This is a genomic window from Kineosporia sp. NBRC 101677 (genome assembly GCF_030269265.1).
In the GTDB taxonomy this organism is placed as follows: Bacteria; Actinomycetota; Actinomycetes; order Actinomycetales; family Kineosporiaceae; genus Kineosporia; species Kineosporia rhizophila.
The window spans coordinates 203,832-225,639 of sequence record NZ_BSTA01000007.1 but is presented as its reverse complement, the minus strand read 5'-3'; the positions used below and the strand labels follow the sequence as shown (position 1 = coordinate 225,639).

General features: G+C 69.2%; 20 protein-coding genes. 8 read left to right on the top strand and 12 right to left on the bottom strand.

Annotation, left to right across the window (positions count from 1 at the left end; all coding sequences use genetic code 11):
• Nucleotide 1: 1 nt before the first annotated feature.
• The 3 genes from QSK18_RS21755 (at nucleotide 2) to QSK18_RS21745 (ending at nucleotide 3,917) form a co-directional block, all read left to right on the top strand.
• Nucleotides 2-601, top strand: coding sequence for an ArsR/SmtB family transcription factor (locus QSK18_RS21755; protein ID WP_232812042.1), 600 nt, complete (start codon nucleotides 2-4; stop codon nucleotides 599-601).
• A gap of 89 nt (nucleotides 602-690) precedes the next feature.
• Complete coding sequence (locus QSK18_RS21750) at nucleotides 691-1,407, top strand: ABC transporter ATP-binding protein (protein WP_232812043.1); 717 nt, start codon at nucleotides 691-693, stop codon at nucleotides 1,405-1,407.
• Complete coding sequence (locus QSK18_RS21745; protein WP_232812044.1) at nucleotides 1,404-3,917, top strand: ABC transporter permease; 2,514 nt, start codon at nucleotides 1,404-1,406, stop codon at nucleotides 3,915-3,917. Before QSK18_RS21750 ends, QSK18_RS21745 begins: the two co-directional genes overlap by 4 nt.
• Here the strand turns inward: QSK18_RS21745 and QSK18_RS21740 are convergent.
• On the bottom strand, nucleotides 3,904-4,341 hold the full coding sequence (locus tag QSK18_RS21740; RefSeq protein ID WP_232812045.1) for a MarR family winged helix-turn-helix transcriptional regulator: 438 nt from the start codon (nucleotides 4,339-4,341) through the stop codon (nucleotides 3,904-3,906). The genes QSK18_RS21745 and QSK18_RS21740 overlap by 14 nt on opposite strands.
• 172 nt (nucleotides 4,342-4,513) lie before the next feature.
• On the opposite strand from QSK18_RS21740, the gene QSK18_RS21735 reads away from it, so the two are divergent.
• The gene (locus tag QSK18_RS21735) at nucleotides 4,514-5,701 is read left to right on the top strand and encodes an MFS transporter (protein WP_232812046.1); all 1,188 of its coding nucleotides are present in this window, start codon (nucleotides 4,514-4,516) and stop codon (nucleotides 5,699-5,701) included.
• Nucleotides 5,698-6,519, top strand: coding sequence for an aldo/keto reductase (locus tag QSK18_RS21730; RefSeq protein ID WP_285622476.1), 822 nt, complete (start codon nucleotides 5,698-5,700; stop codon nucleotides 6,517-6,519). Before QSK18_RS21735 ends, QSK18_RS21730 begins: the two co-directional genes overlap by 4 nt.
• Here QSK18_RS21730 and QSK18_RS21725 read toward each other — a convergent pair.
• On the bottom strand, nucleotides 6,509-7,543 hold the full coding sequence (locus QSK18_RS21725) for a flavin-containing monooxygenase (RefSeq protein WP_285622473.1): 1,035 nt from the start codon (nucleotides 7,541-7,543) through the stop codon (nucleotides 6,509-6,511). The genes QSK18_RS21730 and QSK18_RS21725 overlap by 11 nt on opposite strands.
• Before the next feature lie 27 nt (nucleotides 7,544-7,570).
• On the bottom strand, nucleotides 7,571-7,981 hold the full coding sequence (locus QSK18_RS21720; protein WP_232812049.1) for a RidA family protein: 411 nt from the start codon (nucleotides 7,979-7,981) through the stop codon (nucleotides 7,571-7,573).
• A gap of 94 nt (nucleotides 7,982-8,075) precedes the next feature.
• On the opposite strand from QSK18_RS21720, the gene QSK18_RS21715 reads away from it, so the two are divergent.
• A complete protein-coding gene (locus QSK18_RS21715) occupies nucleotides 8,076-8,573 on the top strand; it encodes a MarR family winged helix-turn-helix transcriptional regulator (protein WP_232812050.1) in 498 nt (165 codons plus the stop codon).
• Here QSK18_RS21715 and QSK18_RS21710 read toward each other — a convergent pair.
• From QSK18_RS21710 to QSK18_RS21695, 4 genes are all read right to left on the bottom strand, one after another.
• Nucleotides 8,557-9,309 (bottom strand): amino acid ABC transporter ATP-binding protein, encoded by a 753-nt coding sequence (locus QSK18_RS21710; RefSeq protein ID WP_269810366.1) that lies wholly within the window; start codon nucleotides 9,307-9,309, stop codon nucleotides 8,557-8,559. The two genes, QSK18_RS21715 and QSK18_RS21710, sit on opposite strands and share 17 nt — an antisense overlap.
• Nucleotides 9,306-9,974: an amino acid ABC transporter permease gene (locus tag QSK18_RS21705; RefSeq protein WP_285622468.1), complete on the bottom strand. Its 669-nt coding sequence runs from the start codon at nucleotides 9,972-9,974 to the stop codon at nucleotides 9,306-9,308. The genes QSK18_RS21710 and QSK18_RS21705 overlap by 4 nt, the downstream gene beginning before the upstream one ends.
• A gap of 6 nt (nucleotides 9,975-9,980) precedes the next feature.
• Nucleotides 9,981-10,796 carry a transporter substrate-binding domain-containing protein gene (locus tag QSK18_RS21700; RefSeq protein ID WP_232812051.1) on the bottom strand — a complete coding sequence of 272 codons (816 nt, stop codon included), beginning with the start codon at nucleotides 10,794-10,796 and terminating at the stop codon, nucleotides 9,981-9,983.
• A gap of 112 nt (nucleotides 10,797-10,908) precedes the next feature.
• Nucleotides 10,909-11,862, bottom strand: a complete 954-nt coding sequence (locus tag QSK18_RS21695; protein WP_232812052.1) for a GlxA family transcriptional regulator — start codon at nucleotides 11,860-11,862, stop codon at nucleotides 10,909-10,911.
• A gap of 135 nt (nucleotides 11,863-11,997) precedes the next feature.
• Between QSK18_RS21695 and QSK18_RS21690 the strand changes: the two genes are divergently transcribed.
• A complete protein-coding gene (locus tag QSK18_RS21690; RefSeq protein WP_232812053.1) occupies nucleotides 11,998-12,630 on the top strand; it encodes an isochorismatase family protein in 633 nt (210 codons plus the stop codon).
• Here the strand turns inward: QSK18_RS21690 and QSK18_RS21685 are convergent.
• Genes QSK18_RS21685 through QSK18_RS21665 form a run of 5 tightly spaced genes read right to left on the bottom strand, consistent with a single transcriptional unit; the run spans nucleotide 12,627 to nucleotide 19,077 of the window.
• Entirely contained in the window at nucleotides 12,627-13,661 is a 1,035-nt protein-coding gene (locus tag QSK18_RS21685) for a LacI family DNA-binding transcriptional regulator (RefSeq protein ID WP_232812054.1), read from the bottom strand. The genes QSK18_RS21690 and QSK18_RS21685 overlap by 4 nt on opposite strands.
• Entirely contained in the window at nucleotides 13,658-15,949 is a 2,292-nt protein-coding gene (yicI, locus tag QSK18_RS21680; protein WP_232812055.1) for an alpha-xylosidase, read from the bottom strand. The genes QSK18_RS21685 and yicI overlap by 4 nt, the downstream gene beginning before the upstream one ends.
• 22 nt (nucleotides 15,950-15,971) lie before the next feature.
• Complete coding sequence (locus tag QSK18_RS21675) at nucleotides 15,972-16,874, bottom strand: carbohydrate ABC transporter permease (protein WP_232812056.1); 903 nt, start codon at nucleotides 16,872-16,874, stop codon at nucleotides 15,972-15,974.
• Nucleotides 16,871-17,767 carry a carbohydrate ABC transporter permease gene (locus QSK18_RS21670; protein ID WP_232812057.1) on the bottom strand — a complete coding sequence of 299 codons (897 nt, stop codon included), beginning with the start codon at nucleotides 17,765-17,767 and terminating at the stop codon, nucleotides 16,871-16,873. The genes QSK18_RS21675 and QSK18_RS21670 overlap by 4 nt, the downstream gene beginning before the upstream one ends.
• Nucleotides 17,764-19,077, bottom strand: coding sequence for an ABC transporter substrate-binding protein (locus tag QSK18_RS21665; protein WP_352396609.1), 1,314 nt, complete (start codon nucleotides 19,075-19,077; stop codon nucleotides 17,764-17,766). Before QSK18_RS21665 ends, QSK18_RS21670 begins: the two co-directional genes overlap by 4 nt.
• A gap of 290 nt (nucleotides 19,078-19,367) precedes the next feature.
• Here QSK18_RS21665 and QSK18_RS21660 point away from each other — a divergent pair, with 290 nt between their 5' ends.
• Nucleotides 19,368-21,335: a YibE/F family protein gene (locus QSK18_RS21660; protein WP_285622446.1), complete on the top strand. Its 1,968-nt coding sequence runs from the start codon at nucleotides 19,368-19,370 to the stop codon at nucleotides 21,333-21,335.
• Nucleotides 21,336-21,808: the final 473 nt, after the last annotated feature.

Sequence of the window (21,808 nt, the reverse complement as noted above, 5' to 3'; positions counted from 1 at the left end):
GGTGACCTCAGAACCTGGCCGACGGGAGATCAGCGACCTCAGAACCCTGAGGGCGCTCAGTCACCCGCGGCGGTACGCGGTGTTCCAGCAGCTCTCGGTGCTGGGGCCGGCCACCTCGGCCTCGCTGGCCCGGGCGATGCAGCTGAACACCGGGGCCACCAGCTACCACCTGAGGGAGCTGGCCAAGTTCGGGTTCGTCGAGGAGTACCAGCCGCAGGAGGGGGCGCACGGCCGCGAGCGGTGGTGGCGGGTGGTCCCGGGCGACCTGCGTTTCCCGCCGCCGTCCCGGCAGACCCCGCAGATCCGAGAACTGTTCGACGAGATGAACCGGCAGGCGTACCTGGCCGACGTCGAACTGTTCGAGCAGTTGCGGCGCGAGAGCGACGGTCTGGGTGTCTGGGCCGATGCGTTCCTGTCGTCGCGCGGCACGATCCAGGTGTCCCCGGACGAGCTGAGCCAGTTCTTCGAGGAACTGATCGCCCTGGTGAACAAGTACAAGCGGGACGGTGGCGGTGACCAGACCCGCACCGTGCTGACCCGGTTCTTCGCCTTTCCAGCACCTGAACAGAGCACTGAACAGAGCACTGAACGGAACAGCTGAGCAGTTGACACCCGTGGGGGGACGAGATGGGTATGTGGGGGACATCGGGGCGGGCGTTGCGGGAAGCGTTGCCTGCGGCGGCTTTACAGATGGACGGGGTCGGCCGGGTCCACGGCAGCGGAACCAGTGCGGTGCGGGCGTTGAGGAACGTCGACCTGGCGGTCGCATCGGGCAGTTTCACGGCGGTGATGGGGCCCTCCGGGTCGGGCAAGAGCACGCTCCTGCAGTGCGCGGCCGGGCTGGACCGGCCCACCAGCGGTTCGGTCCGGCTGGCCGGCACCGATCTGACCGGGATGTCCGAGGTGGCGCTGACCCGGCTGCGACGCACCCGGATCGGTTTCGTGTTCCAGGGTTTCAACCTTCTGCCCGCGCTGACCGCCCGGGAGAACGTGACGCTCCCGCTGCGGTTGGCCCGGCAGCGGGTGCCCCGGCCCTGGCTGGATGAGGTGATCGAGCGGGTCGGCCTGGCGCAGCGGGCCGATCACCGGCCCGACCAGCTCTCCGGCGGTCAACAGCAGCGCGTCGCCATCGCCCGGGCCCTGATCACCCGCCCGGACATCATTTTCGCCGATGAGCCGACCGGTGCTCTGGACACCGTGACCGCCGGCGAGATCCTGCAGTTGCTCCGGGAGTGCGTGGACGAGGGCGGGCAGACCCTGCTGATGGTCACGCACGACCCGGTCGTGGCCGCGCACGCGCACCGGGTGGTGTTCCTGGCCGACGGTGAGATCGCCGATCAGCTGGAAGCGCCCGGCGTGCAGCAGATCTCCGACCGGCTCCAGAGTCTGCGGGGAGTGCGGTCATGATCCGGTACGCCCTGCGCACCCTGTGGTTCCGGCGCACCGCGAATCTGGCCGTCGTGGCCGCCCTGGCCCTGGCCGCGGCGCTGGTCACCGCCTGCGGCAGTCTTCTGGCCACCGGCCTGCAGGGGCAGGTGCGCACCGAGCGCTACGCGGCCGCCGACCTGATGGTCACCGGTGACCAGGCCGTGCACCAGGACAAGGTCAAGAAGAAGGACGGCGAGGTCAAGGTCAAGCGCAAGTCCAAGCCGCTGGCCGAGCGGGTCTGGCTGCCTGAGCAGGTCGTGGCGCAGGTCCGGGCCGTGCCGGGCGTGCAGCGGGCCGTTCCGGAGCTGACGTTCCCGGCCAACCCGGTGAGTGCGGCCGGAGACATCGTCGCCGGGCCGGACGGCGCCGAGGTCCTCGGGCACGCCTGGGAGTCCGCCGCCCTCACCCCCTTCACACTGGAGTCGGGCAGCGAGCCGACGGGGGAGCGGGACGTCGTCCTCGACCAGGGGCTGGCCCAGCGTTCCGGAGTGAGAACTGGCGACAGCGTCCAGATTCAGTCGGCCTCCGGACTGACCACCTATCAGGTCACAGGCCTCGCCGAGTCTGCGACCGGCGAGCTGCGCGAGCAGTCGTCCCTGTTCTTCTCCAGCACCGAGGCGGCTCGCCTGAGCGGGCGCTCCGGACAGGTGGCCACGATCGGGGTGATCGCCGAGCCGGGGGTCGAGGAGCGGCAGCTGAAGAGCGCACTCAGCAGCGCGCTGGCCGGCTCCGGGGCGCAGGTGCGTCCGGCCGCCGAGCGTGGAGCGATCGAGTTCCTCGACGCCGACCGGTCCCGGGTGCAGCTGATCAGTCTGGGCGGCGCCCTGGCCGGAACCTCGCTGATGGTCGGGCTTCTGGTGATCACCGGCATCCTCACTCTGGCGGTGCAGCAGCGCAGCCGGGAGCTCGCCCTGCTGCGGGCCATCGCCGCCACTCCGCGCCAGGCGCGCCGGCTGATCGGCGCCGAGGCACTTCTTCTCGCTGTCCCCTCCACCGTTTTCGGTGCCTTGCTCGGCCTGCCCCTTGCCTTCGTGGTGTACCGGCTCTTCGTCGGCCAGGGCATCGCCCCGGAAACCATGCCCCTGACCGTCAGTCCGTTCCCGCCCCTGGCGGCGGCCCTCGCCGTCACCCTGGGCGCCTTGGTGGCGGCCCGGCTGGCCGCCCGCCGGGTCGCGCGCATCCGTCCCGGGCAGGCGCTGGCCGAGTCTGCGACCGAGCCGGACGGCATGCCCAGGTCCCGGCTGCTCGCCGGAACCGGTTTCCTGGCCGCCGGTCTCGCGCTGCTGTTCACGCTGACCCGGCTGCACACCGAACCTGCTTCTTCGCCCGTGCTCTACCTGGCGATCATCGTGCTGTCCACGGCCGTCGCCCTGCTGGGTCCGGTCGTCACCCGGTTGGCCGTGGGAGCACTCGGCTCGGTGCTGAAATTCTCACCGGTCAGCGGGTTCCTGGCGGCCGCGGGCACCAAGGCCTACGCCCGGCGCTTCTCGGGGGCCGTCACCCCGCTGACCCTGCTGGTCGGGATGACCTGTGCCGTCCTGTTCGCCCAGACCACCATCGGGCACGCCGCCCGCAACCAGTTGGCCGAAGGCACGCTGGCCGATCTGGTGGTCGCATCGTCCGGTCCGGGAGTGCCGGCGCCGGCTGCGGAGGCCCTGCGGGCGACGCCTGGCGTGGAAACGGTGACCCAGGTCGTCCACAGCACCGTCCGGGTCGGCCTGGACAAGTACCCCATCCAGGGGGTCACACCGAACGGCCTGAACAACACCATGGATCCGGACGTGGTGGAGGGGTCTTTGGACGGCCTGGCCGACGGTGGCGTGGCGATCAGCGAGAACGCCCGCCGAACCATCGGCGGGGTGGGCAGCCGACCGGTGGTCACCCTGGGCGACGGCACCCGGGTGGAGCTGACGGTGGTCGCGGTGTACCGGCGGGGCCTAGGTTTCGGCGATCTGACCGCGGCCCACGACCTGGTGGCCGCGCACATGGACCGTCCCGCAGCCGCAACCCTCCTGGTCCGCGCTGACCCCACCGCCGCCGCAAACGTCCAAAAGGCGGTTCAGGAGTTCGCCGGGCTCAGCGTGCAGGATCAGGCCGAGGCACGCACCGGCCAGGGGGACAGTGACACCGCCGTCACCCTGATCGCGCTGGGACTGATCCTCGGCTTCACGGCCATCGCGGTGGTGAACACGCTGGCCCTGACCACCTCGGCCCGAGGTCCGGAGTACGCGCTGCTGCGCCTGATCGGGGCCACCCGGCGTCAGGTGATGGACATGCTCCGGCTGGAAACCCTTCTCCTGGTGCTGATCGCCGCAGTGGTGGGCACTCTGATCGCGGTGGCCACCCTGACCGCCTTCGCGATCGGGATGACCGGCTCCGCCGCAGTGCACCTGCCACCGGTCAGCTACGCCGCGGTGCTGGCTCTGGCCACCGCGTTGGCCCTGGGCACCACCGTGGCCTCGGCGAGGGTGGCGCTCAGAGCTCGGTGATGGTGGCCGCCAGGGCCTTCAGCTCAGGAATGCCGCCGGCCTCGGCCAGGGTCTCCTGCAACACCCGGTCATGGGTGGGGTGGGCCTGGCCTAGGAGGTCGCGGCCGGCCGGGGTGAGCTCGGTGTAGATACCCCGCCGGTCGTCCGCGCACAGGATCCGGGTGAGCAGGGCCCGGTCTTCCAGGCGGTTGACCAGGCGGGTGGTCGCGCTGCTGGACAGGGCGGCGGCGCGGGCCAGCTGCTGCATGCGCATGTGCCAGCCGTCCTGCCGGCTGAGGGCGTCGAGCACGGTGAACTCGACCACCGAGAGCCCGTGCTCACGCTGCAGCGCGCGCTCCAGCTCGCTCTCGATCAGCCCGTGCAGGGCCGCGAGCGTGCGCCACCCGCGGGCCCGGATCTCCACCGCATCGTCCGCAATTCCCACGGATGCCCACCTCCATCGCCGTCAGCACCCGAGTCTAGCAGCTTGCGCCGATATCCAGCGTGTGCAACTATCGCCAACTGTTGCGTCCGCCGATAGTTGCAGACGCGGATAGTCGCCTGGCGCAGATCAGTGCCGGGGGACGGTACACAGCAATCGTGGAAGGACCCATCCCATGCCTGTCGCGCTCTACGCGCTGGCTCTCGGCGGCTTCGGCATCGGCCTGACCGAGTTCGTGATCGCCGGTCTGCTGCCGGAGGTGGCGGCCGACTTCGACGTCTCCGAGACCACCGCCGGCTACCTGATCTCCGGCTACGCCCTCTCGGTGGCGGTCGGCGGCATCCTGCTCACCGCCCTGCTCGGCCGCCTGGACCGCAAGAAGGCCCTGCTCGGCCTGCTCATGCTGTTCATCCTCGGCAACGGGCTCTCCGCCCTGGCCGGCACCTACGAGGTGATGCTGGCCGGCCGGGTGGTCGCGGCCCTGTGCCACGGTGCGTTCTTCGGCATCGGGGCCGTGGTCGCCGCCGACCTGGTCGACGAGAAGCGCCGGGCGGCCGCCATCTCGGTGATGTTCGCCGGGCTGACCATCGCCAACGTGCTCGGGGTGCCGCTGGGCACCTTCCTTGGCCAGGCCGCGGGCTGGCGGGCCACCTTCTGGGCGATCACCGCGATCGGCGTGGTGGCCCTGGCCGGCATCCTGGCCCTGGTGCCCGCCCATCCGGCCGGCGCCCGGAACAGCAGCGTGCCGGCCGAGTTCGGCCTCTTCCGCAGCCGCCAGGTCTGGCTGTCGATGCTGGTCACCGTGCTCGGTTTCGGCGGCATGTTCGGCGGTTTCACCTACATCGCCTACACCCTCACCGAGGTCTCCGGCTTCAGTGCCGGCGCGGTGCCGTGGATGCTCGTGCTGTTCGGAGTGGGCACGTTCACCGGTAACCTGCTCGGCGGCCGGTTCGCCGACCGGGACCTGGGCCGGACCCTGGTCGTCGTGATGGCCGCGCTCGCCGCGATCCTGGCCCTGTTCGCGCTGACCGCCGGCTCTCAGGCCGCGACGATCGTGGTCATGGTCCTGATGGGCGGCTTCGGTTTCGCCACCGTGCCCGGCCTGCAGATGCGCATCATGAACTACGCCGCGCACACCCCGACCCTGGCCTCCGGGGCCAACATCGCCGCGTTCAACCTGGGCAACGCCTTCGGCGCCTGGGTGGGCGGCGTGACCCTGGCCGCCGGGCTGGGCTACACCTCACCGCTGTGGGCCGGAGCCGGGATCACACTCGCCGGTCTGGCCGTGTTCCTGCTGGCCGCCCGGGTGAAGGGCGGCGAGTTCGCCCCGGCCGAGCCCGAAATCATCAAGGAGACAGTATGATCCCGCAGATCACCCTCAACAACGGCGACCGCATGCCTCAGCTCGGCTTCGGGGTGTTCCAGGTGCCGGACGACGCGACCCAGCAGGCGGTCGAGGCGGCCCTGGCCGCGGGCTACCGCAGCATCGACACGGCCGCCGTGTACGGCAACGAGCGCGGTGTCGGAAGGGCGCTGGCTGCAGCCGGTATCGCCCGGGAAGAGCTGTTCGTCACCACCAAGCTCTGGGTGCCGGACATGGGCCGGGAGGTCACCGAGGCCGCTCTCGAGGCCAGCTTGGCCAAGCTCGGCCTGGACGCGGTCGACCTCTACCTGATCCACTGGCCCGCCCCGCGCACCGACGCCTACCTGGACGCCTGGCAGACCATGGAAAAGCTGGTGGCAGATGGCAGGACGCGCGCGATCGGCGTGTCGAACTTCCTGCCCGAGCACCTCGACCGGCTGGTGGCGCTGGGCGGAACCGTGCCCGCGGTGAACCAGATCGAGCTGCACCCGGCCCTGCAGAACCGAGCCGCCGTAGCGGCCAATCAGAAGCTGGGCGTGGCCACCGAGGCCTGGAGTCCGCTGGCCCAGGGCGCGGTGCTCAGCGATGAACCGGTCACGGCGGCTGCGCGGGCGCACGGTGTCAGCCCGGCTCAGGTCGTGCTGCGCTGGCACCTGCAGAAGGGCAACGTGGTGATCCCGAAATCGGTCACCCCGAAGCGGATCTCCGAGAACTTCGACGTCTTCGGCTTCGAGCTGACCCAGGCGGAGATGGATGCTGTGGACGGCCTGGACCGCGACGGCCGCACCGGTCCCCACCCCAGCTCTTTCAACGGCTGACCAGGGCTCGGGCCAGGGCGCCGACGGCGGCCCGCCCGGCCCGGTTGGCGCCCACGGTCGACTGCGAAGGGCCGAAACCGATGAGGTGAACCCGCGGCTCATCGGCCACCTGGGTGCCGATGAGCCGGATGCCGCCCTCGGGAGTCCGTAGTCCCAGCGGGTCGAGGTGGCTCAGAGACGCCTTGAAACCCGTTGCCCAGAGCACGGTGTCGACCGGTGTGAACGACCCGTCCGCCTCCCGCACTCCTTCGGGTTCCAGAGCGGTGAACATAGGACGTCGGTGGAGGGCCCCGCGGTCACGGGCCGCGAGCGCGTACGGGGTCCAGATCAAACCCGTATAAGAGACGACACTTCCGGTGGGCCGGCCGGCCTCCACATCGGCGACCACCTTGGCGATGGTCTCCCGGCCGGCCACCTCGGGCTCGAAACCGTCTTCCCGAAAGACCGGTTCGCGGCGGGTGTACCAGAACGTCTCGGCGTTGCGGGAGATCTCCTCGAGCAACTGGATCGCGGAGATCCCGCCGCCGACGACCGCCACCCGCTGGCCGGCGAACTCGTCGGCCGAGACGTAGTCGCGGGTGTGCAGTTGCCGGCCCCCGAAGCGGCCGGGGTAGTGCGGCCGCACCGGATTGTCCCAGGTGCCGGTGGCATTGATGATCGCCTCGGCCGACCAGTCACCCCGGTCGGTGCTGATCCGGAAGCCGGATCCTTCCCGCTGCACCTGCCGGACCCTGACCGGCCGCAGGATGGGCAGGCCGAGCGCACGTTCGTAGTCCGCGAAGTACTGCGGTACGGCCGTGCGGCTCGGCTCTTCGGGGTTCTGGGGCGGCCGGGGGAAGCCGGGCAGATCGAAGATCCCGTTGACCGTCTCCATCCGTAGCGACTCCCAGCGGTGACGCCAGGCCCCGCCCGGACCGGACTCCGCGTCGAACATCACGAAGTCCAGTCCTCGGCGCTGCAGGTGGTACCCGGCCGACAGACCGGCCTGACCGGCTCCGACCACGGCCACCGCCACCCTGTCCATGTCCCGTGAAGGAGGCCCGGGGGCAGGCTATTCCGCGGTGACCACGGCCGTGACGCGGATCTCGATGTGCATGGTGGGCAGTCCGAGCGCGGTGACGCCCACCTGGGTCCAGATCGGCGCCCGGTCCGGCATCCGGCGGCGGTACTCCTCCACGATCACCGGGTTGTGGTGCTCGGACATCGTCTGCCCCTCGCCCAGCACGTGGTACGAGTTCACGTGGATCACGTCGCTCCAGGTCGCCCCGGCGGTGTTCAGGGTGCGCTCGACGTTCTCGAAGGCGCGGCGGATCTCGTCCTCCAGGGACTCCGGGATGACGAAGTCGTCGTCCCAGCCGCCCTGGCCGGAGATCTCCACCCGGTCGCCGATCCGGACCGCCTGGTTGTAGTGGAGCAACTCGAGGGCCTTCTCGCCGTAGCCGGGCGTGGCGGTGAACTGCATGACGTTTCCTCCTGATGACTTCATGTGTGAAGTGAAGCTAACACGCCGATCACTTCAAGCGTCAAGTCATTGAGGAAATCGGTACCCTGGCTGCATGAGCACTGCCGAGCAGCCCCGGTGGCTGAACGCCGACGAGAAGGAGGCCTGGACCGGCCTGATCTCGCTGATGCTGCTGCTGCCCGGCCGCCTGGAGGCACCGCTTCAGCGGGTGGGCGGCCTGAGCCTGTTCGAGTACATGGTCCTGAGCCAGATGTCCGACGCCCCCGAGCGCCGGCTGCGGATGAGCGAGCTGGCGTTCCTGGCCAGCGGCTCGCTGTCGCGTCTGTCGAACGTGGTCAAGCGCTTCGAGAAGAAGGGCTGGGTGGAGCGCTACCCCGACCCGTCGGACGGCCGGTACACGATCGCCGCGCTCACCGAAGAGGGCTACGCGGTGGTGGTCGAGACCGCACCGGCGCACGTGGAGTCGGTGCGCCAGTACGTCTTCGACAAGCTCGATGCCGCCGACCGCCGGGCGCTGTCGCGGATCGCCGAGAAACTCCGGGTCCGGCCGGTGGACCTGGGCCCGGAGGAGCGGCTCAGATCGGGTCGTTGATGCGGTGCAGGAAGCGCCGCGTGCGCTCGTGCTCCGGGTTGTCGAGCACCTGTGCCGGGGTGCCGTGCTCGACCACCACACCGCCGTCCATGAACAGCACCTGGTCGGCCACCTGCCGGGCGAACCGCATCTCGTGCGTCACCACGACCATCGTCCAGCCCTCGGAGGCCAGGCTTTTCATCACCGAGAGCACCTCGCCGACCAGTTCCGGGTCGAGGGCGGAGGTGGGCTCGTCGAACAGCATCAGCCGGGGCTTGATGGCCAGCGCCCGGGCGATGCCGACGCGCTGCTGCTGACCACCGGAGAGCTGGTACGGGTACTGCTCGGCCTTCTCGGCCAGACCGACCCGTTCCAGCAGCGTCAGCGCCTCGGCCCGCACCTCGGCCGCCGGGCGCTTCTGCACCACGATCGGGCCCTCGGTGACGTTGCGCAGCACGCTCAGGTGCGGGAACAGGTTGTGGTGCTGGAAGACCATCCCGCTCTGCGCCCTGAGCCTGGTCAGAGCCCGCCGGTCCGGCTTCGCGGCGAAGTCGACACCGACGTCCCCGATCTGCACCGTGCCCTGGTCGGGCACCTCCAGACCGTTGAGCGAACGCAACACGGTGGTCTTGCCCGACCCGGACGGTCCGACCAGCACCGTCACCGAACCGGCCGGCGCCGAGAGGTCGATACCGCGCAGCACGTGGTTGTCGCCGAACGACTTGTGCAGCCCCCGGACTTCCAGCAGATCGGTCATGAGGCCACGTACCTGTCCAGTCGGGTTTCCAGCCGGGTCTGGGCGAACGACAGCACCAGGCAGACCACCCAGTAGTAGACCGCCGCCACGCTGTAGAGGGTGAAGAACTCGAAGGTCGGGGCGGCCAGTTCCTGGGCCTTGCGCAGGGTTTCGGTGACCAGGATGGTGGAGGCCAGCGAGGTGTCCTTGACCAGCGAGATCAGCGTGTTCGACAGCGGCGGGACGGCCACCCGGCTGGCCTGCGGCAGGATGATCCGCCGCATCGTGGTCGGGTAGTTCATGCCGACGGTCAGCGCCGCCTCGTGCTGTCCGCGCGGCACCGAGAGGATGGCCGCCCGGATGATCTCGGCCGCGTAACCACCCACGTTGAGGGTGAACGCGATGCACGCACTGGGGAACGGGTCGATCGTCGCGCCGAGCGAGGGCAGGCCGTAGAAGATGATGAAGAGCTGCACCAGCAGCGGCGTTCCGCGGATCACCGAGACGTAGGCCCGGGCGATTGCCGAGACCGGCCAGAACGGTGACAACCGCATCAGTGCGACGACCAGCGCCACCACCAGGCCCAGCACGAAGCTGACGGCGGTGAGCGGGATGGTGCCCTTGATCATCCCCTCGGTCAGGGGGCCGAGCGAGCTCCGGATCAGCTCGACGGTCGACTCGTCCACCTAGGCTCAGCTCTCGGTCGAGGACTCGACGGAGACGTCAGTGCCGAAGTACTTCTGCGAGATCTCGGCCAGCGTGCCGTCGGCCGCCAGCTCCTTCAGCGCGGTGTCGAACTCGGCGGCCAGGTCGCTGCTGTCCTTGCGGAAGGCGAACGCCTGCTGGTTGACCTCGCCGATCGTGCCGGAGATCTTGACGTCCTTGTCGCCGCTGGTGTTCAGGTACTCCAGCACGGCCAGGTTGTCGTTCAGGGTGACGTCGACCCGCTTCTGCTTGAGCAGGGCGACGGACTGGGTGAGCCCCTCGACGGCCTCCACCTTGGCGCCGGCCGCCTCGGCCGCCTCGCCCCAGTTGCTGGTGGCCGACTGGGCGGCGGTCTTGCCCTTGAGGTCGGCCTCGGTGGTGATCGAGGTGTCGCCGGCCTGGGTCACGATCACACCCTGGGAGTAGGTGTACGGCGCGGAGAAGGTGTATTTGGCCTCGCGCTCGGGGTTGACCGTGACCTGGTTGGCCACCACGTCGAAGCGCTTGGCCTCCAGCCCGGCGAAGATCGAGTCCCAGTTGGTCTCGGAGAACTCGACCTCACGGCCGAGCTTCTCGGCGACCGCCTCGACCACCTCGACGTCGTAGCCGGTGAGCTCGTTGGTGCCCTCCTCGTGGAAGGTGAAGGGGGCGTAGGTGCCCTCGGTGCCGACCTTCAGCGGGTCCTTGCTGCCGCCGTCGGAGCCGCCGGAAGCGCTGTCCGTGTCACTGTCACTGCCGCAGGCGGCCAGGCTCAGCGCCATCAGTGCGGCGGCGGAGACGGCGAGGAACCTCTTGCTGGTCATCGGACGAACCCTTCATTTTCGACAGAGATGGTAAGGATGGCATCCCTGTCGGCACACTGTGAAATCGACCAGGAGCGTAACGCGGATTCGCGCAGTTGCTGGTTTGGGGTGGTCATACCTCTGCTTGGCTACGGAATGTCCGCCGGTAACCGGCCGGAGAGGTGGCGAACCGGGCGGCGAAGTTCTGCCGCAGGGTCACCGGACTGCCGAAGCCGCAGGCCTGGGCGATCCGGTCGACTCCCCAGTGGGTGGTCTCCAGCAGCAGGCGGGCCTCGTCGAGGCGGCGGTCGGTGACCCAGCGGGCCGGGGTGGTGCCGGTGGCCTCGCGGAAGCGGCGCACGAAGTTACGGCGGCTCATGGTCGCCCGGGCGGCCAGGTCCTCCAGGGTGAGCGGCTGGTCCAGGCGGGTGAGGGCCCAGGCCAGCACCTCGGCGATCGGGGCGTCGGTGTCGGCGTTGATCACCGGGCGCTCGATGTACTGCGCCTGCCCGCCCTCCCGGTGCGGGGCGACGACCAGGCTGCGGGCGACCCGGTTGGCGTGGGTCACGCCGAGGTGCTTGCGCACGACGTGCAGGCAGGCGTCGATGCCGGAGGCGGTGCCGGCCGAGGTGAGCACGTCGTCGTGGTCGATGTAGAGCACCCCGCTGTCGACGGTGATGCCGGGGTGGCGGTCGGCCAGCTCCTGGGTGGCGCTCCAGTGGGTGACGGCCGAGCGGCCCTCCAGGAGACCCGCCTGGGCGATCGGGAAGGCGCCCAGGCAGAGCCCGATGACCGTCGAGCCGGTGGCATGAGCGGAATTGATGACGTTGGTGAGCCCCGATTCCGCGGGAGCGAGGCTTTCGTGCCAGGAGGGGATGACGACGATGTCGGCGCCCACCGTCGTGCCCGGCCCGCCCAGCCCGGCGACCGCGTAACCCTCCGCGGTGGTGATGCCCCGGCCGTCGGTGGACCACAGCTGCGTGGTCCACTCGCCCAGCCCGAGCTTGGTCACCTCGCCGAACACCAGCTGGGGAGCGGCGAGGTGGAACATGGAGACGCCGTCGAAGGCGTGGATCGCGATGCGCATCGGTGGGGGAGTACCCGGCCTTCCTGGGTCCGCTTCTCTTGGCCTGATCTCATCGCAATTATGCATTCGGGCCACTCGTCAGGGCCCCGGTCAGGCGTGAAGCTCTTGGTAACGCCGAACGAGAAGGAGCTAACGATGAGCACCCCCAAGCGCGCCCTGGTCGTGGTCGACGTCCAGCAGGAGTACTTCGACGGTCCGCTGGAGATCCAGTACCCGCCGCGCGAGACCTCTCTCCAGCAGATCGTCCAGGTCATCCGGACCGCCCAGGACCTCGGTCTGCCGATCGCCTACGCCCAGCACACCGCCCCGGCCGACAGCCCGGTGTTCGCCGAGGGCTCGGCCGGCTGGCAGCTGCACCCCGAGATCGAGGCCCTCGTCGGGGACAGCAAGCGGTTCACCAAGGAGTTCGGAAGTGTCTACGCCGGAACCGGTCTCGCCGACTGGCTGCGCGAGCAGGGCGCCGACACGATCACCCTGACCGGCTACATGACCCACAACTGCGACCTGGCCTCCTCGGTCGAGTCCGAGGGGCTCGGGTTCACCGCCGAGATCCTGTCCGACGCCACCGGGGCCACCCACCTGGCCAACGAGGCCGGGCACGTGAGCGCGCAGGACCTGCACACCACGCTGATGACGTTGTTCAACGCCAACTTCGCGGCGGTGGCCACGGTGGACCAGTGGACGGACGCGGCCCGGTCCGGCCGCGCGCTGGCCAAGAACGACCTGGTGACGTCGGCGGTGACCGGGCGTCAGAAGTTCAGTTCCTAGGGGTGGACGTAGGGCGGGGCGGTGCTCCGTCTGATCAGCAACTCGGTGTCGTCGGACCCGGCGCCGGTCTCGCCGGGATCACTGGCCGGTTTGCCGATCCGGGCCAGCAGGGTGTCCACCAGCCCCCGCCCGTGCCGGGCGTAGTCCACCTTCACGGTGGTCAGGGGCGGGCGCAGGTAGCCACTCTCGGGGATGCCGTCGAACCCGGTGACGCTGATCCGGCCGGGCACGTCGATGCCGTGCTCGTCCAGGGCCAGCAGCGCGCCCAGGGCCATCTGGTCGTTGCCGCAGACCAGCGCCGTGATCTCGCCGAGCTGGTGCGGGCCGAGCTCCCGCACGGCCTGGGCGCCGGAGGCGGCCGACCAGTCCCCGGCCAGCTCGGTCACCAGCTCCAGACCGTGCTGGGCCAGGGCTGCCCGGACCGCCTCCGAGCGCCGCCGGGCCGCCAGCCAGGTGGGGGAACCACCCAGGTAGGCGACCCGGCGGTGCCCGAGCCCGGCCAGATGCTCCGCCACCAGCGCCATCCCGCGCTCGCTGAGCGTCGCCCCCTGGCCCGGGTCGGGCTCCAGCTCCATCACCATCGGCACGCTGATCAGGGACGGCGCGTCGGCCTTGCCCAGCAGCCGGTCCACCGGCGCGAACGCCAGCAGCCCGGCCACGTCGGCCCGGTCGAGCAGCCCGAGCGCCCGCTGGATCGCCTGCTCGTCACCCGGGTGCAGGCTGACGATCTCCAGCAGGTACCCGGCCTCGGCGGCCCGCTGGGTGGCACCCTGCACGGTCTTGCTCGGACCCACCTCCTGCAGCTCGAACACCAGCGCCCCGATCCGGTTGGCCTGGCTGGTGGCCAGGGCCCGGGCCGTGGTGTTGGGGCGGTAGCGCAGGGTCTGGATCGCCGCCGAGACCCGCTGCAGCGTCTCCGGACGGAACTTGCCCTGCCCCCGCAGCACCATGGCGACCGTCTGGTGCGAGACCCCCGCCTCCTTGGCCACGTCGTAGATCGTCGGACGACGGGCCGGAGGCTCAGACTTCACCGCAGCACTGCCCGTCCGTTCTCTGCGGCGACCCGCTCGCCGCCGGGCAGAGCAATACCCCAGTCGGTGCCGGCTTCCGACTCGGCGACGATCTCGTCGCCGCCGCGGCGCACGGTGAACCCCACTCCCGGACCATGACCGGTGAGAATATCCACCCGGCGCTCCCAGTCGTCGGCAGTGCCGTCTGCATTGCCCGGGTTGACCACCAGGGTCAGCCCTTCCAGGTGGTCGGTGTCCGGCCGTTCCTCGCTGGCCCCCAGGGCCACCACGCCGCCGGGGCGCACCAGCAACGGCAGCGAGTCCACCTCGTGCCGCTCCCGCAGCCAGCGGCCGCCGGTGACCTTCTCGCCGGTGAGCAGGCGGACCCACTCGCCCTCGGGCAGGTAGTACTCCACCTCGCCCTCCGGGTCGAACACCGGCGCCACCAGCAGGTCGGGGCCGAGCATGTACTGCCGGTCCAGATAGGCCACGGCCGGGTCGTGCGGGAACTCCAGGATCATCGACCGCATCACCGGGGTGCCGCTCACGTGTGCCTGCCGGCCTGCGGCCAGCAGGTAGGGCGCCAGGCGGGACTTGAGCCGGGCGAACTTGCGCGTGACCGCCACCGCGCCGTACTCGCCCTCGCTGTCAGCTGAGCCACTGTCGACCAGCCACGGCACCCGGTAGGAGTTGTTCCCGTGGAACCGGCTGTGGCTGGACAGCATGCCGAACGCCGTCCACCGCTTGAACAGGGTCGCGTCCGGCGTGCCCTCGAAGCCACCGATGTCGTGACTCCAGTAGCCGAAGCCGGACAGGCCCAGACTCAGCCCCCCGCGCAGGGTCTCGGCCATCGAGATGTAGGTGGCGGTGTTGTCGCCGCCCCAGTGCACCGGGAACTGCTGGCCCCCGGCGGTCGCCGAGCGGGCGAACACGACCGCCTCGCCGCGTCCCTTGACCTCCTCGATCACCTCGAACACGGCCCGGTTGTAGTTCTGCGTGTAGAGGTTGTGCAGCCGCTCGGGGTCGCCCCCGGAGTGATGGACCACGTCGGTGGGCACCCGCTCGCCGAAGTCGGTCTTGAAGGCGTCCACCCCCTCGGCCATCAGCCGGCGCAGGTGGCCCTGGTACCAGGCCACCGCGTCCGGGTTGGTGAAGTCGACCAGGCCCATCCCGGCCTGCCACTGGTCGGTCTGGAAGGTGCTGCCGTCCGGGCGCTTCAGCAGGAAGCCGGCCTCGGAGGCCTCGTCGAACAGCACCGAGCGCTGGCCGATGTACGGGTTGATCCAGACGCAGACCCGGATGTCCTTCTGCTTCAGCCGCTTCAGCATGCCCACCGGGTCGGGGAAGACCCGTGGGTCCCAGGTGAAGTCGGTCCAGCTGTACTCGCGCATCCAGAAGCAGTCGAAGTGGAACACGCTGAGCGGGATCTCCCGCTCGATCATGCCGTCGACGAAGTGGTTGACCGTCTCTTCGCTGTAGTCGGTGGTGAAACTCGTCGACAGCCAGGTGCCGTAGCTCCAGGCCGGCACCTCGGCCGGGCGGCCGGTCAGCGCGGTGTACCGGTCCAGCACGTCCTTCGGCTCCGGACCGCCGATCACCAGGTACTCGAGCGACTCGCCCTCGATCGAGAACTGGACGCGCTCGACCGCCTCGGAACCGATCTCGAACGAGACCAGGCCGGGCTCGTTGACCAGGACGCCGTAGCCACGGTTGGTCAGGTAGAAAGGAACGTTCTTGTAGGCCTGCTCACTGGACGTACCCCCGTCGGCCATCCAAACGTCCACTGTCTGGCCGTTCTTGACCAGCGGGCCGAAACGCTCACCCAGGCCGTAGATCGCCTCGCCCACGCCGAGGCTGAGCTGCTCGTGGAGGTAGGTCTTCCCCTCGGTCTGCATCAGGCCGAGCGAACGGTTCCCGCTGCTGGTGATCGGTTTTCCGTCGAACAGGAAGGTCAGGTTCCAGGGGGTGCCCCGCTCCAGCCGGGCTTCCAGCCGACCCGACCGGAGCACCGCGGTGGTGCCGTCGTACTCCGCCTGGCCACCGGCGTCCTCTGGTGTGTTCAGTTCGAACCGCTGCAGCTCCCTGCCTCCGGTGTGGTGCGACACCCGCACCCGGATCACCTCGGGGGCCGCGACGCTCAGGGTCACCGTGAGCACGGCCGCGTTCAGCGTGTCCCCGCGGTGGTTGACCACCTTGGTGGCGCCGATGACGGTCAGGGTGTCCGGCGTGGCCTCGACGTCGTAGACCTCGCGGGCATAGGTGGCGTTGACGCCCTCGCGGGTGTGCCAGTAGCCGTCGGTGAATCTCATCGGTATGACAGCCCTTTCGTCGTTACTTGATCGCACCGGCGGTGAGGCCGCGGGTCAGGGTGCGCTGGAAGAGCAGGAAGAAGATCAGGGTCGGCGCGATCCCGAGCAGGGCCGAGGCGCTGATCGTGGTCACGTTCATGATCCGCTCGCCCTGCAGGGTCGCGATGCCCACCTGGACGGTCTGGTTCTGCTCGCTGACCAGGAAGGACAACGGGATCAGGAACTCGTTCCAGGTCCAGATGAAGAAGAACACGGCGAGCACGGCCAGGGTCGGCCGGCAGACCGGCACCACCACCCGCCAGAGGATCTGCCGGCGGTTGGCCCCGTCGAGCTGGGCCGCCTCCAGCAGTTCCCGGGGGAACGCGCCGAACACGCTGGCCAGCAGGTAGGTGCCGAAAGCCCCGTGGATCACCACGAAGACGATGACCACCGACCAGACGGTGTCGTACAGGCCGACGTCCTTGAACATGATGTAGAGCGGGTAGAGCAGCGCCTCCTGGGGGACGATGGTCGCCAGCAGGAAGGCGACCAGGACCCACATGCGTCCCTTGATCCGGCCGATGCCCAGCGCGTAGGCGTTGAGGATCGAGATCAGGACCCCGAACACCGCCACCGCACTGGAGATCAGGATGCTGTTCCAGACCTTCTGCGGGAAGTTGACCGCGTTCCAGAAGGTCTTGATGCCGTCCAGGTAGATCTCGGTCGGGAAGCTCAGCGGGCCGCCCTCGGCGAAGTCCTGCGGAGACTTCACCGCGTTCAGCAGGACCAGCAGCAGGGGAGCGGCCATGACCACGGCGACCAGGACGGTGAAGCCCAGGGCGAACCATTCCAGGCCGGTCCGGCGCCGCCGTTTGTTCTGCGGAAGAACGCGTTCGGTGAGGCTCGCCTCGTCCGTAGTTCGTATTTCTGACTGATTGAGGCTCATCGCTCCTCCTCGGCGGCCAGGCGGAACTGGGCCCGCACGAAGAACACGGCAACGATCAGCACGACCACGGTGAGGGCGGTGGCGATGGTGGCGCCGTAGCCGACCCGCTGGGCGGTGAAGAACTCGGTGTAGGCGTAGTAGCTCGGCACCACCGTGGAGTCGCCGGGCCCACCCCGGGTCAGCGCGTAGACCGGGCCGAACACCTTGAGCGCGGCCACCGTGCAGGTGAGCACCACCACGAAGATCTCCGGACGGATGCCGGACAGGGTGATCGCCCGGAACCGCTGGAACCAGTTGGCCCCGTCGAGTTCGGCCGCCTCGTACAGCTGCGGGTCGATCCGCTGCAGCGCCGACATGAACACCACCACCGGATAACCGATCTGGATCCAGACCAGGACGGCGCCCACCGAGAGCAGAGCGGTGTCGGGGCTGCCCAGCCAGTTGTGGCCCTCCAGGCCGATCCCGGTCAGGAGCTCGTTCAGCGCGCCGTCACCGGGCCGCAGGATCCACCCGACCACGATCGCCGCGATCGCGATCGGGAGGATCTGCGGCAGGTAGTACACCGCCCGCAGCAGCCCGGCCACCTTGCCGTTGAACCGGCGCCCGACCAGGTCGAACAGCAGCGAGGCGAGCACCAGGCCGAACAGCGTGGGCAGGACCACCATGGCTACGACCATGGCGACGCTGTGCTGGAAGCTGGCCCAGAACGCGCTGTCCTGGGCCAGTTCCCGCCAGTTGTCCAGTCCGGTCCAGATCGGCGGCCGGATGCCGCGGTACCGGGTGAAACTCAGGTAGACGTTCCAGACCAGCGGCACCACGACGATCAGGGTGAGCAGGGCGGCGCCCGGGATCAGGTAGAGCCAGTAGCCCGCCCGGCCGCGTTCTCTGATCACCCCGCGATCTCCTTGATGCCCTTGTCGTAGTCGGCCTGCATCTGGTCGAGCGCCTCGTCCACCGACTTGGTGCCGTTCACCAGTTCCTGCAGCGAGGAGTTCAGGTCGGCGTAGAACGTGGGGGCCGGCCAGTCCGGGTAGAAGGCCAGGCCGTCCTGCTCGGTCAGGGTGTTGAAGTTCTGGATCAGTTCCTTGGACTTCTCGTCCTCGATCGCCGACTCCTCGGCCGCGACCGGGATCCCGCCGTTGTTGCCCAGCAGGTTCTGGATCTCGGGCGACATGGTGATGTCGATGAACTTGTAGGCGAGGTCCTTGGCGTCGGAGTTCTCCGGCACGACCCACAGGTTCCCGGACGACCCGGGCGACAGCTTCGCCTCAGGGAACAGGAACGTACCCCAGTCGAACTTGGCGTCGGTGGTGAAAGTTCCGTACCACCAGCTGCCGGAGAAGAAGATCGGGTACTTCTCGGCGATGAACGCGTCCCCGACGTCCTGGGCCTTCAGGCCGGTGGAGTCCTTGGAGATGTAGCCCTTGTCCACCCATTCCTTCAGGGTGGTGGCGGCGTACGTCCAGGCCTCGTCGTGGAAGTCGGCCGGGGCGGTGTAGGTCTGGTAGTCGGTGACCCACTGGCGGTCGGCCTTGGTCAGCGCGAGCTGGTAGAGCAGCTGGCCGAGCGGGTACTCGGTGGCCGACTCGGCCAGCGGAGTGATGCCCTTGGCCTTGAACGCCTCCAGCACCTGGGTGAACTCGTCCAGGGTGGTCGGCACCTCGAGGCCGTTCTCCTCGAAGAGTTCCTTGTTGTAGTACACCTGCACGTACTCGCCGTAGTTGGGCACGCCGTAGTAGTTGCCGCTGCCCATAACGCCGAGGTCGCTGTACTTGGCCGTGGTCTGGATGCTGGGGGCGAGCTTGTCCTCCCAGCCGTAGGCCTCGACCGCGCCGTTCAGGTCGGTCAGCAGGCCCTGGCTGGACAGCAGGCCCGAGGTGGCGTTGCCCTTGTTGTACTCCATGACGTCGGGGGCGGCGTCGGAGTTGAGCACCTGGCTGGCCGAGGTGTTGATCTGCTCGAAGCTCTTGAGCTGGAAGTCGACCTTGGCCCCGGTCTCGGCGGTGAACTTCTCCATCGCCTTCTCCCAGGCGATGCCCATCGCGCTGGCGTCGTTCTCGTAGTGCCAGATGGTCAGGGTCTGGCCCTCACCCTTCGGGGCCGTGTCGACCTCCTCGCTGCTGCTGCCCGAGGAGTCGCTGCCGCCGCTGCAGGCGCTCACCAGCAGGGCCGCAGTAAGGGCGAACGCGCCCCCGGCGACCATTCGTCGTTGTTTCACCGGGACGACCTCCTTGTCCGGGCGCCGTCCTTGGCGCCTCCGGCTGACCTGCATGTTTGCCAGGTTTATCGGTAAAGGACGTTAGCGGTAAACCAAGGCGGCAGGCGACGGTGCGGAGGCAATTTGTCGACGAACGGTCGGGTTCGGACTGGCTTTCCTGGTCAGGTCGTGCTGGGCCGACCGTCCCCGGTGGCGCGGTCCGGGGCACCTCTTGCCGGCCCTGGACACCCGGCGTCGCCTGGACAGTGAAAAGCGTTCTCAATAGGTTCGCTGTCATGGGCTCCCATCACGGTCACGGTTCAGGGAGCGACGACTTCAGGATCGGCCGGCGTGCGCTCACCTGGCTTCTGGTGGTCCTCGTGCCGATGCTGGTCGCCACGCTCGTCGGCCTGGTGATGCTCTGGCCCACGGGCACACCACCGGTCGCCGAGTCGGTGGCCGCGCTCGGTGAGGTCTCGGAGGACGTGTACTCGGCCACCGTCACCAAGACAGCGGCCTTCGAGTGCGAGGGCTCCTCCAGCGATCGTCTGCCCGACGGTTCGATTCCGGCCACGGCCCTCTGCGCATCGGTGGACGCGCGGATCGATGCCGGGCCCGACGAGGGGCAGACCGTCACGGTGCAGATCCCGCCGCAGGTGTATCGCGCCGGGATCAGCCCGGGGGACGGCGTCCGGGTCGCGCGGTATCCAGGCGATCTGGTGGACGAAAGTGCTGACGCTGCCACGGTGAACCCGGAGGCGCTGGAGGACGGCACGGTCTACGCCTGGGTCGACTTCTCCCGGTCCTTCCCGCTGGTGCTGCTCGCCGTGGCCTTCGCAGTGCTGGTCGTGGCGGTGGGGCGGTTGCGTGGTCTGGCCGCCATCCTCGGTCTTGCGCTGAGCTACGTCACGGTCGTCAAGTTCATGCTCCCGGCCCTGCGGCTGGGCGAGAACCCGGTGGCGGTGGCCATGGTCGGCTCGATCGCGGTCATGACGGTGGTGCTCTACCTGGCCCACGGGGTGTCGGCGAAGACCACCACGGCCCTGTTGGGCACGATCTTCGGCCTGGCCCTGATGGCCGGACTGGCGCAGTGGGCCTCCGACATCGGGCACCTGAACGGCCTGAGCTCGGAGGAGAACTACACCCTGGCCCAGCTGACCGGGATCACGAACCTGTCCGGGGTGATCCTCTGCGGCATCATCGTGGCCGGGCTGGGCGTGCTGAACGACGTGACGATCACCCAGGCCTCGGCCGTCTGGGAGGTGCGGGCCCATGCGCCGGAGCTGGGTTTCCGAGAGTTGTTCGTCAGCGGGATGCGCGTGGGCCGGGACCACCTGGCCTCGACGGTGTACACGATCGCCTTCGCCTACGCCGGTGTGGCCATGCCTACGCTGATCCTGATCGACCTCTACCACCAGCCGCTGGGTCAGGTGCTCACCGGTGGCCAGCTCGCCGAGGAGATCGTGCGGACGCTGGTCGGGGCGATCGGGCTGATCCTGTCCATCCCGGTCACCACGGCGGTGGCGGCGGTGATCGTGGCTTCTTCGAGGGAGCCGGCTGGGGTGTTGGGTGGTGCTGAGCGGGGTGGGGCTGAGCTGGGTGGGGCTGAGCTGGGTGGTGCTGAGCGGGCTGAGCGGGGTGAGCAGGACGGTGACCGTGCCGGCTCCGGCAGCCGGGCGGGTTACGGCGATGCGGCCGGATATGCAGGTGGGGTCGGCTATTCGGATGGAGTGGACTACGCGGACCCTGCTGGTCATCCGGAGCTTGCCGGCAATCCGGAGCTTGCTGGCGATCTGAAGCCTGTTGGCTATCGCGGTGCTGCTGGTGGTCCGGAGCCTGTTGGCTATCGCGGTGCTGCTGGTGGTCCGGAGCCTGTTGGCTACCGCGGTGCTGCTGGTGGTCCGGAGCCTGTTGGCTATCGCGATCCCGCTGGCGGCCCGGAGTCCGTCGGCTACCGCGGTGCTGCTGGTGGTCCGCAGCCTGTTGGCTACCGCGGTGCTGCTGGTGGTCCGGAGCCCGTCGGCTACCGCGACCCTGCTGGCTATCCGGATCGTTCTGGCTACGCCGATCCGGCTGGCTACGTCGATGCGGACCAAGCCGGTCCGGCTGGCTACACCGGTCCGGTTGGCTATCGGAATCCCTCCAGCCCGAGGGATGACGTCCAGCCGGATGAGCACCCCTCGCAACGGTCGGGTCCGAGCACCGGCAGCGTCGGGGAGACCAGGCGCCAGCGGCGAAGGCGTGAGGCGTCGGGCCAGGAGTGAAGTCGGGCCAGGAGTGAAGTTGGGCCTGGAGTGAATCTGCCTGGGAGCACCCTGTCCGGAGGCAACCTGCCCCGCTAGGCGTCCCTGTTAGGTATCCGCGCTGGGGTGGTCCGTCTGCTCCTGGTCGCCGAAGCTGCGTTCAGAAGGGCGGCTCTCCCCACACTTCCTCTGGATCGGCGGCCCCGGCCGGCTGACGCGGTGCCACTCGCCGTAGCTCGCTTTCCCAGGCTTCATCGCGAAGGCGGGCCCGGGTGGCCGCATTGGCCGTGTCCGTCACGCCTGGCAAGGGTGGCTTGTCCGCTGCGCCACCCGCCATACCCGCCGTATCTGCTGTGCCCGCCATACCTGCTGTGCCCGCCATACCTGCTGTGCCCGCCATACCTGCTGTGCCCGCCATACCTGCTGTGCCCGCCATACCTGCTGTGCCCGCCATACCTGCTGTGCCCGCCATACCTGCTGTGCCCGCCATACCA

Coding starts and splice junctions, on each gene's coding strand:
- yicI (WP_232812055.1), bottom strand. CDS start 15,949: ATGAGATTCACCGACGGCTACTGGCACACCCGCGAGGGCGTCAACGCC.
- QSK18_RS21730 (WP_285622476.1), top strand. CDS start 5,698: ATGATCCCGCAGATCACCCTCAACAACGGCGACCGCATGCCTCAGCTC.
- QSK18_RS21700 (WP_232812051.1), bottom strand. CDS start 10,796: ATGACCAGCAAGAGGTTCCTCGCCGTCTCCGCCGCCGCACTGATGGCG.
- QSK18_RS21690 (WP_232812053.1), top strand. CDS start 11,998: ATGAGCACCCCCAAGCGCGCCCTGGTCGTGGTCGACGTCCAGCAGGAG.
- QSK18_RS21735 (WP_232812046.1), top strand. CDS start 4,514: ATGCCTGTCGCGCTCTACGCGCTGGCTCTCGGCGGCTTCGGCATCGGC.
- QSK18_RS21710 (WP_269810366.1), bottom strand. CDS start 9,309: ATGACCGATCTGCTGGAAGTCCGGGGGCTGCACAAGTCGTTCGGCGAC.
- QSK18_RS21675 (WP_232812056.1), bottom strand. CDS start 16,874: ATGAGCCTCAATCAGTCAGAAATACGAACTACGGACGAGGCGAGCCTC.
- QSK18_RS21715 (WP_232812050.1), top strand. CDS start 8,076: ATGAGCACTGCCGAGCAGCCCCGGTGGCTGAACGCCGACGAGAAGGAG.
- QSK18_RS21725 (WP_285622473.1), bottom strand. CDS start 7,543: ATGGACAGGGTGGCGGTGGCCGTGGTCGGAGCCGGTCAGGCCGGTCTG.
- QSK18_RS21665 (WP_352396609.1), bottom strand. CDS start 19,077: ATGGTCGCCGGGGGCGCGTTCGCCCTTACTGCGGCCCTGCTGGTGAGC.
- QSK18_RS21660 (WP_285622446.1), top strand. CDS start 19,368: ATGGGCTCCCATCACGGTCACGGTTCAGGGAGCGACGACTTCAGGATC.
- QSK18_RS21750 (WP_232812043.1), top strand. CDS start 691: ATGGACGGGGTCGGCCGGGTCCACGGCAGCGGAACCAGTGCGGTGCGG.
- QSK18_RS21695 (WP_232812052.1), bottom strand. CDS start 11,862: ATGCGCATCGCGATCCACGCCTTCGACGGCGTCTCCATGTTCCACCTC.
- QSK18_RS21720 (WP_232812049.1), bottom strand. CDS start 7,981: ATGCAGTTCACCGCCACGCCCGGCTACGGCGAGAAGGCCCTCGAGTTG.
- QSK18_RS21745 (WP_232812044.1), top strand. CDS start 1,404: ATGATCCGGTACGCCCTGCGCACCCTGTGGTTCCGGCGCACCGCGAAT.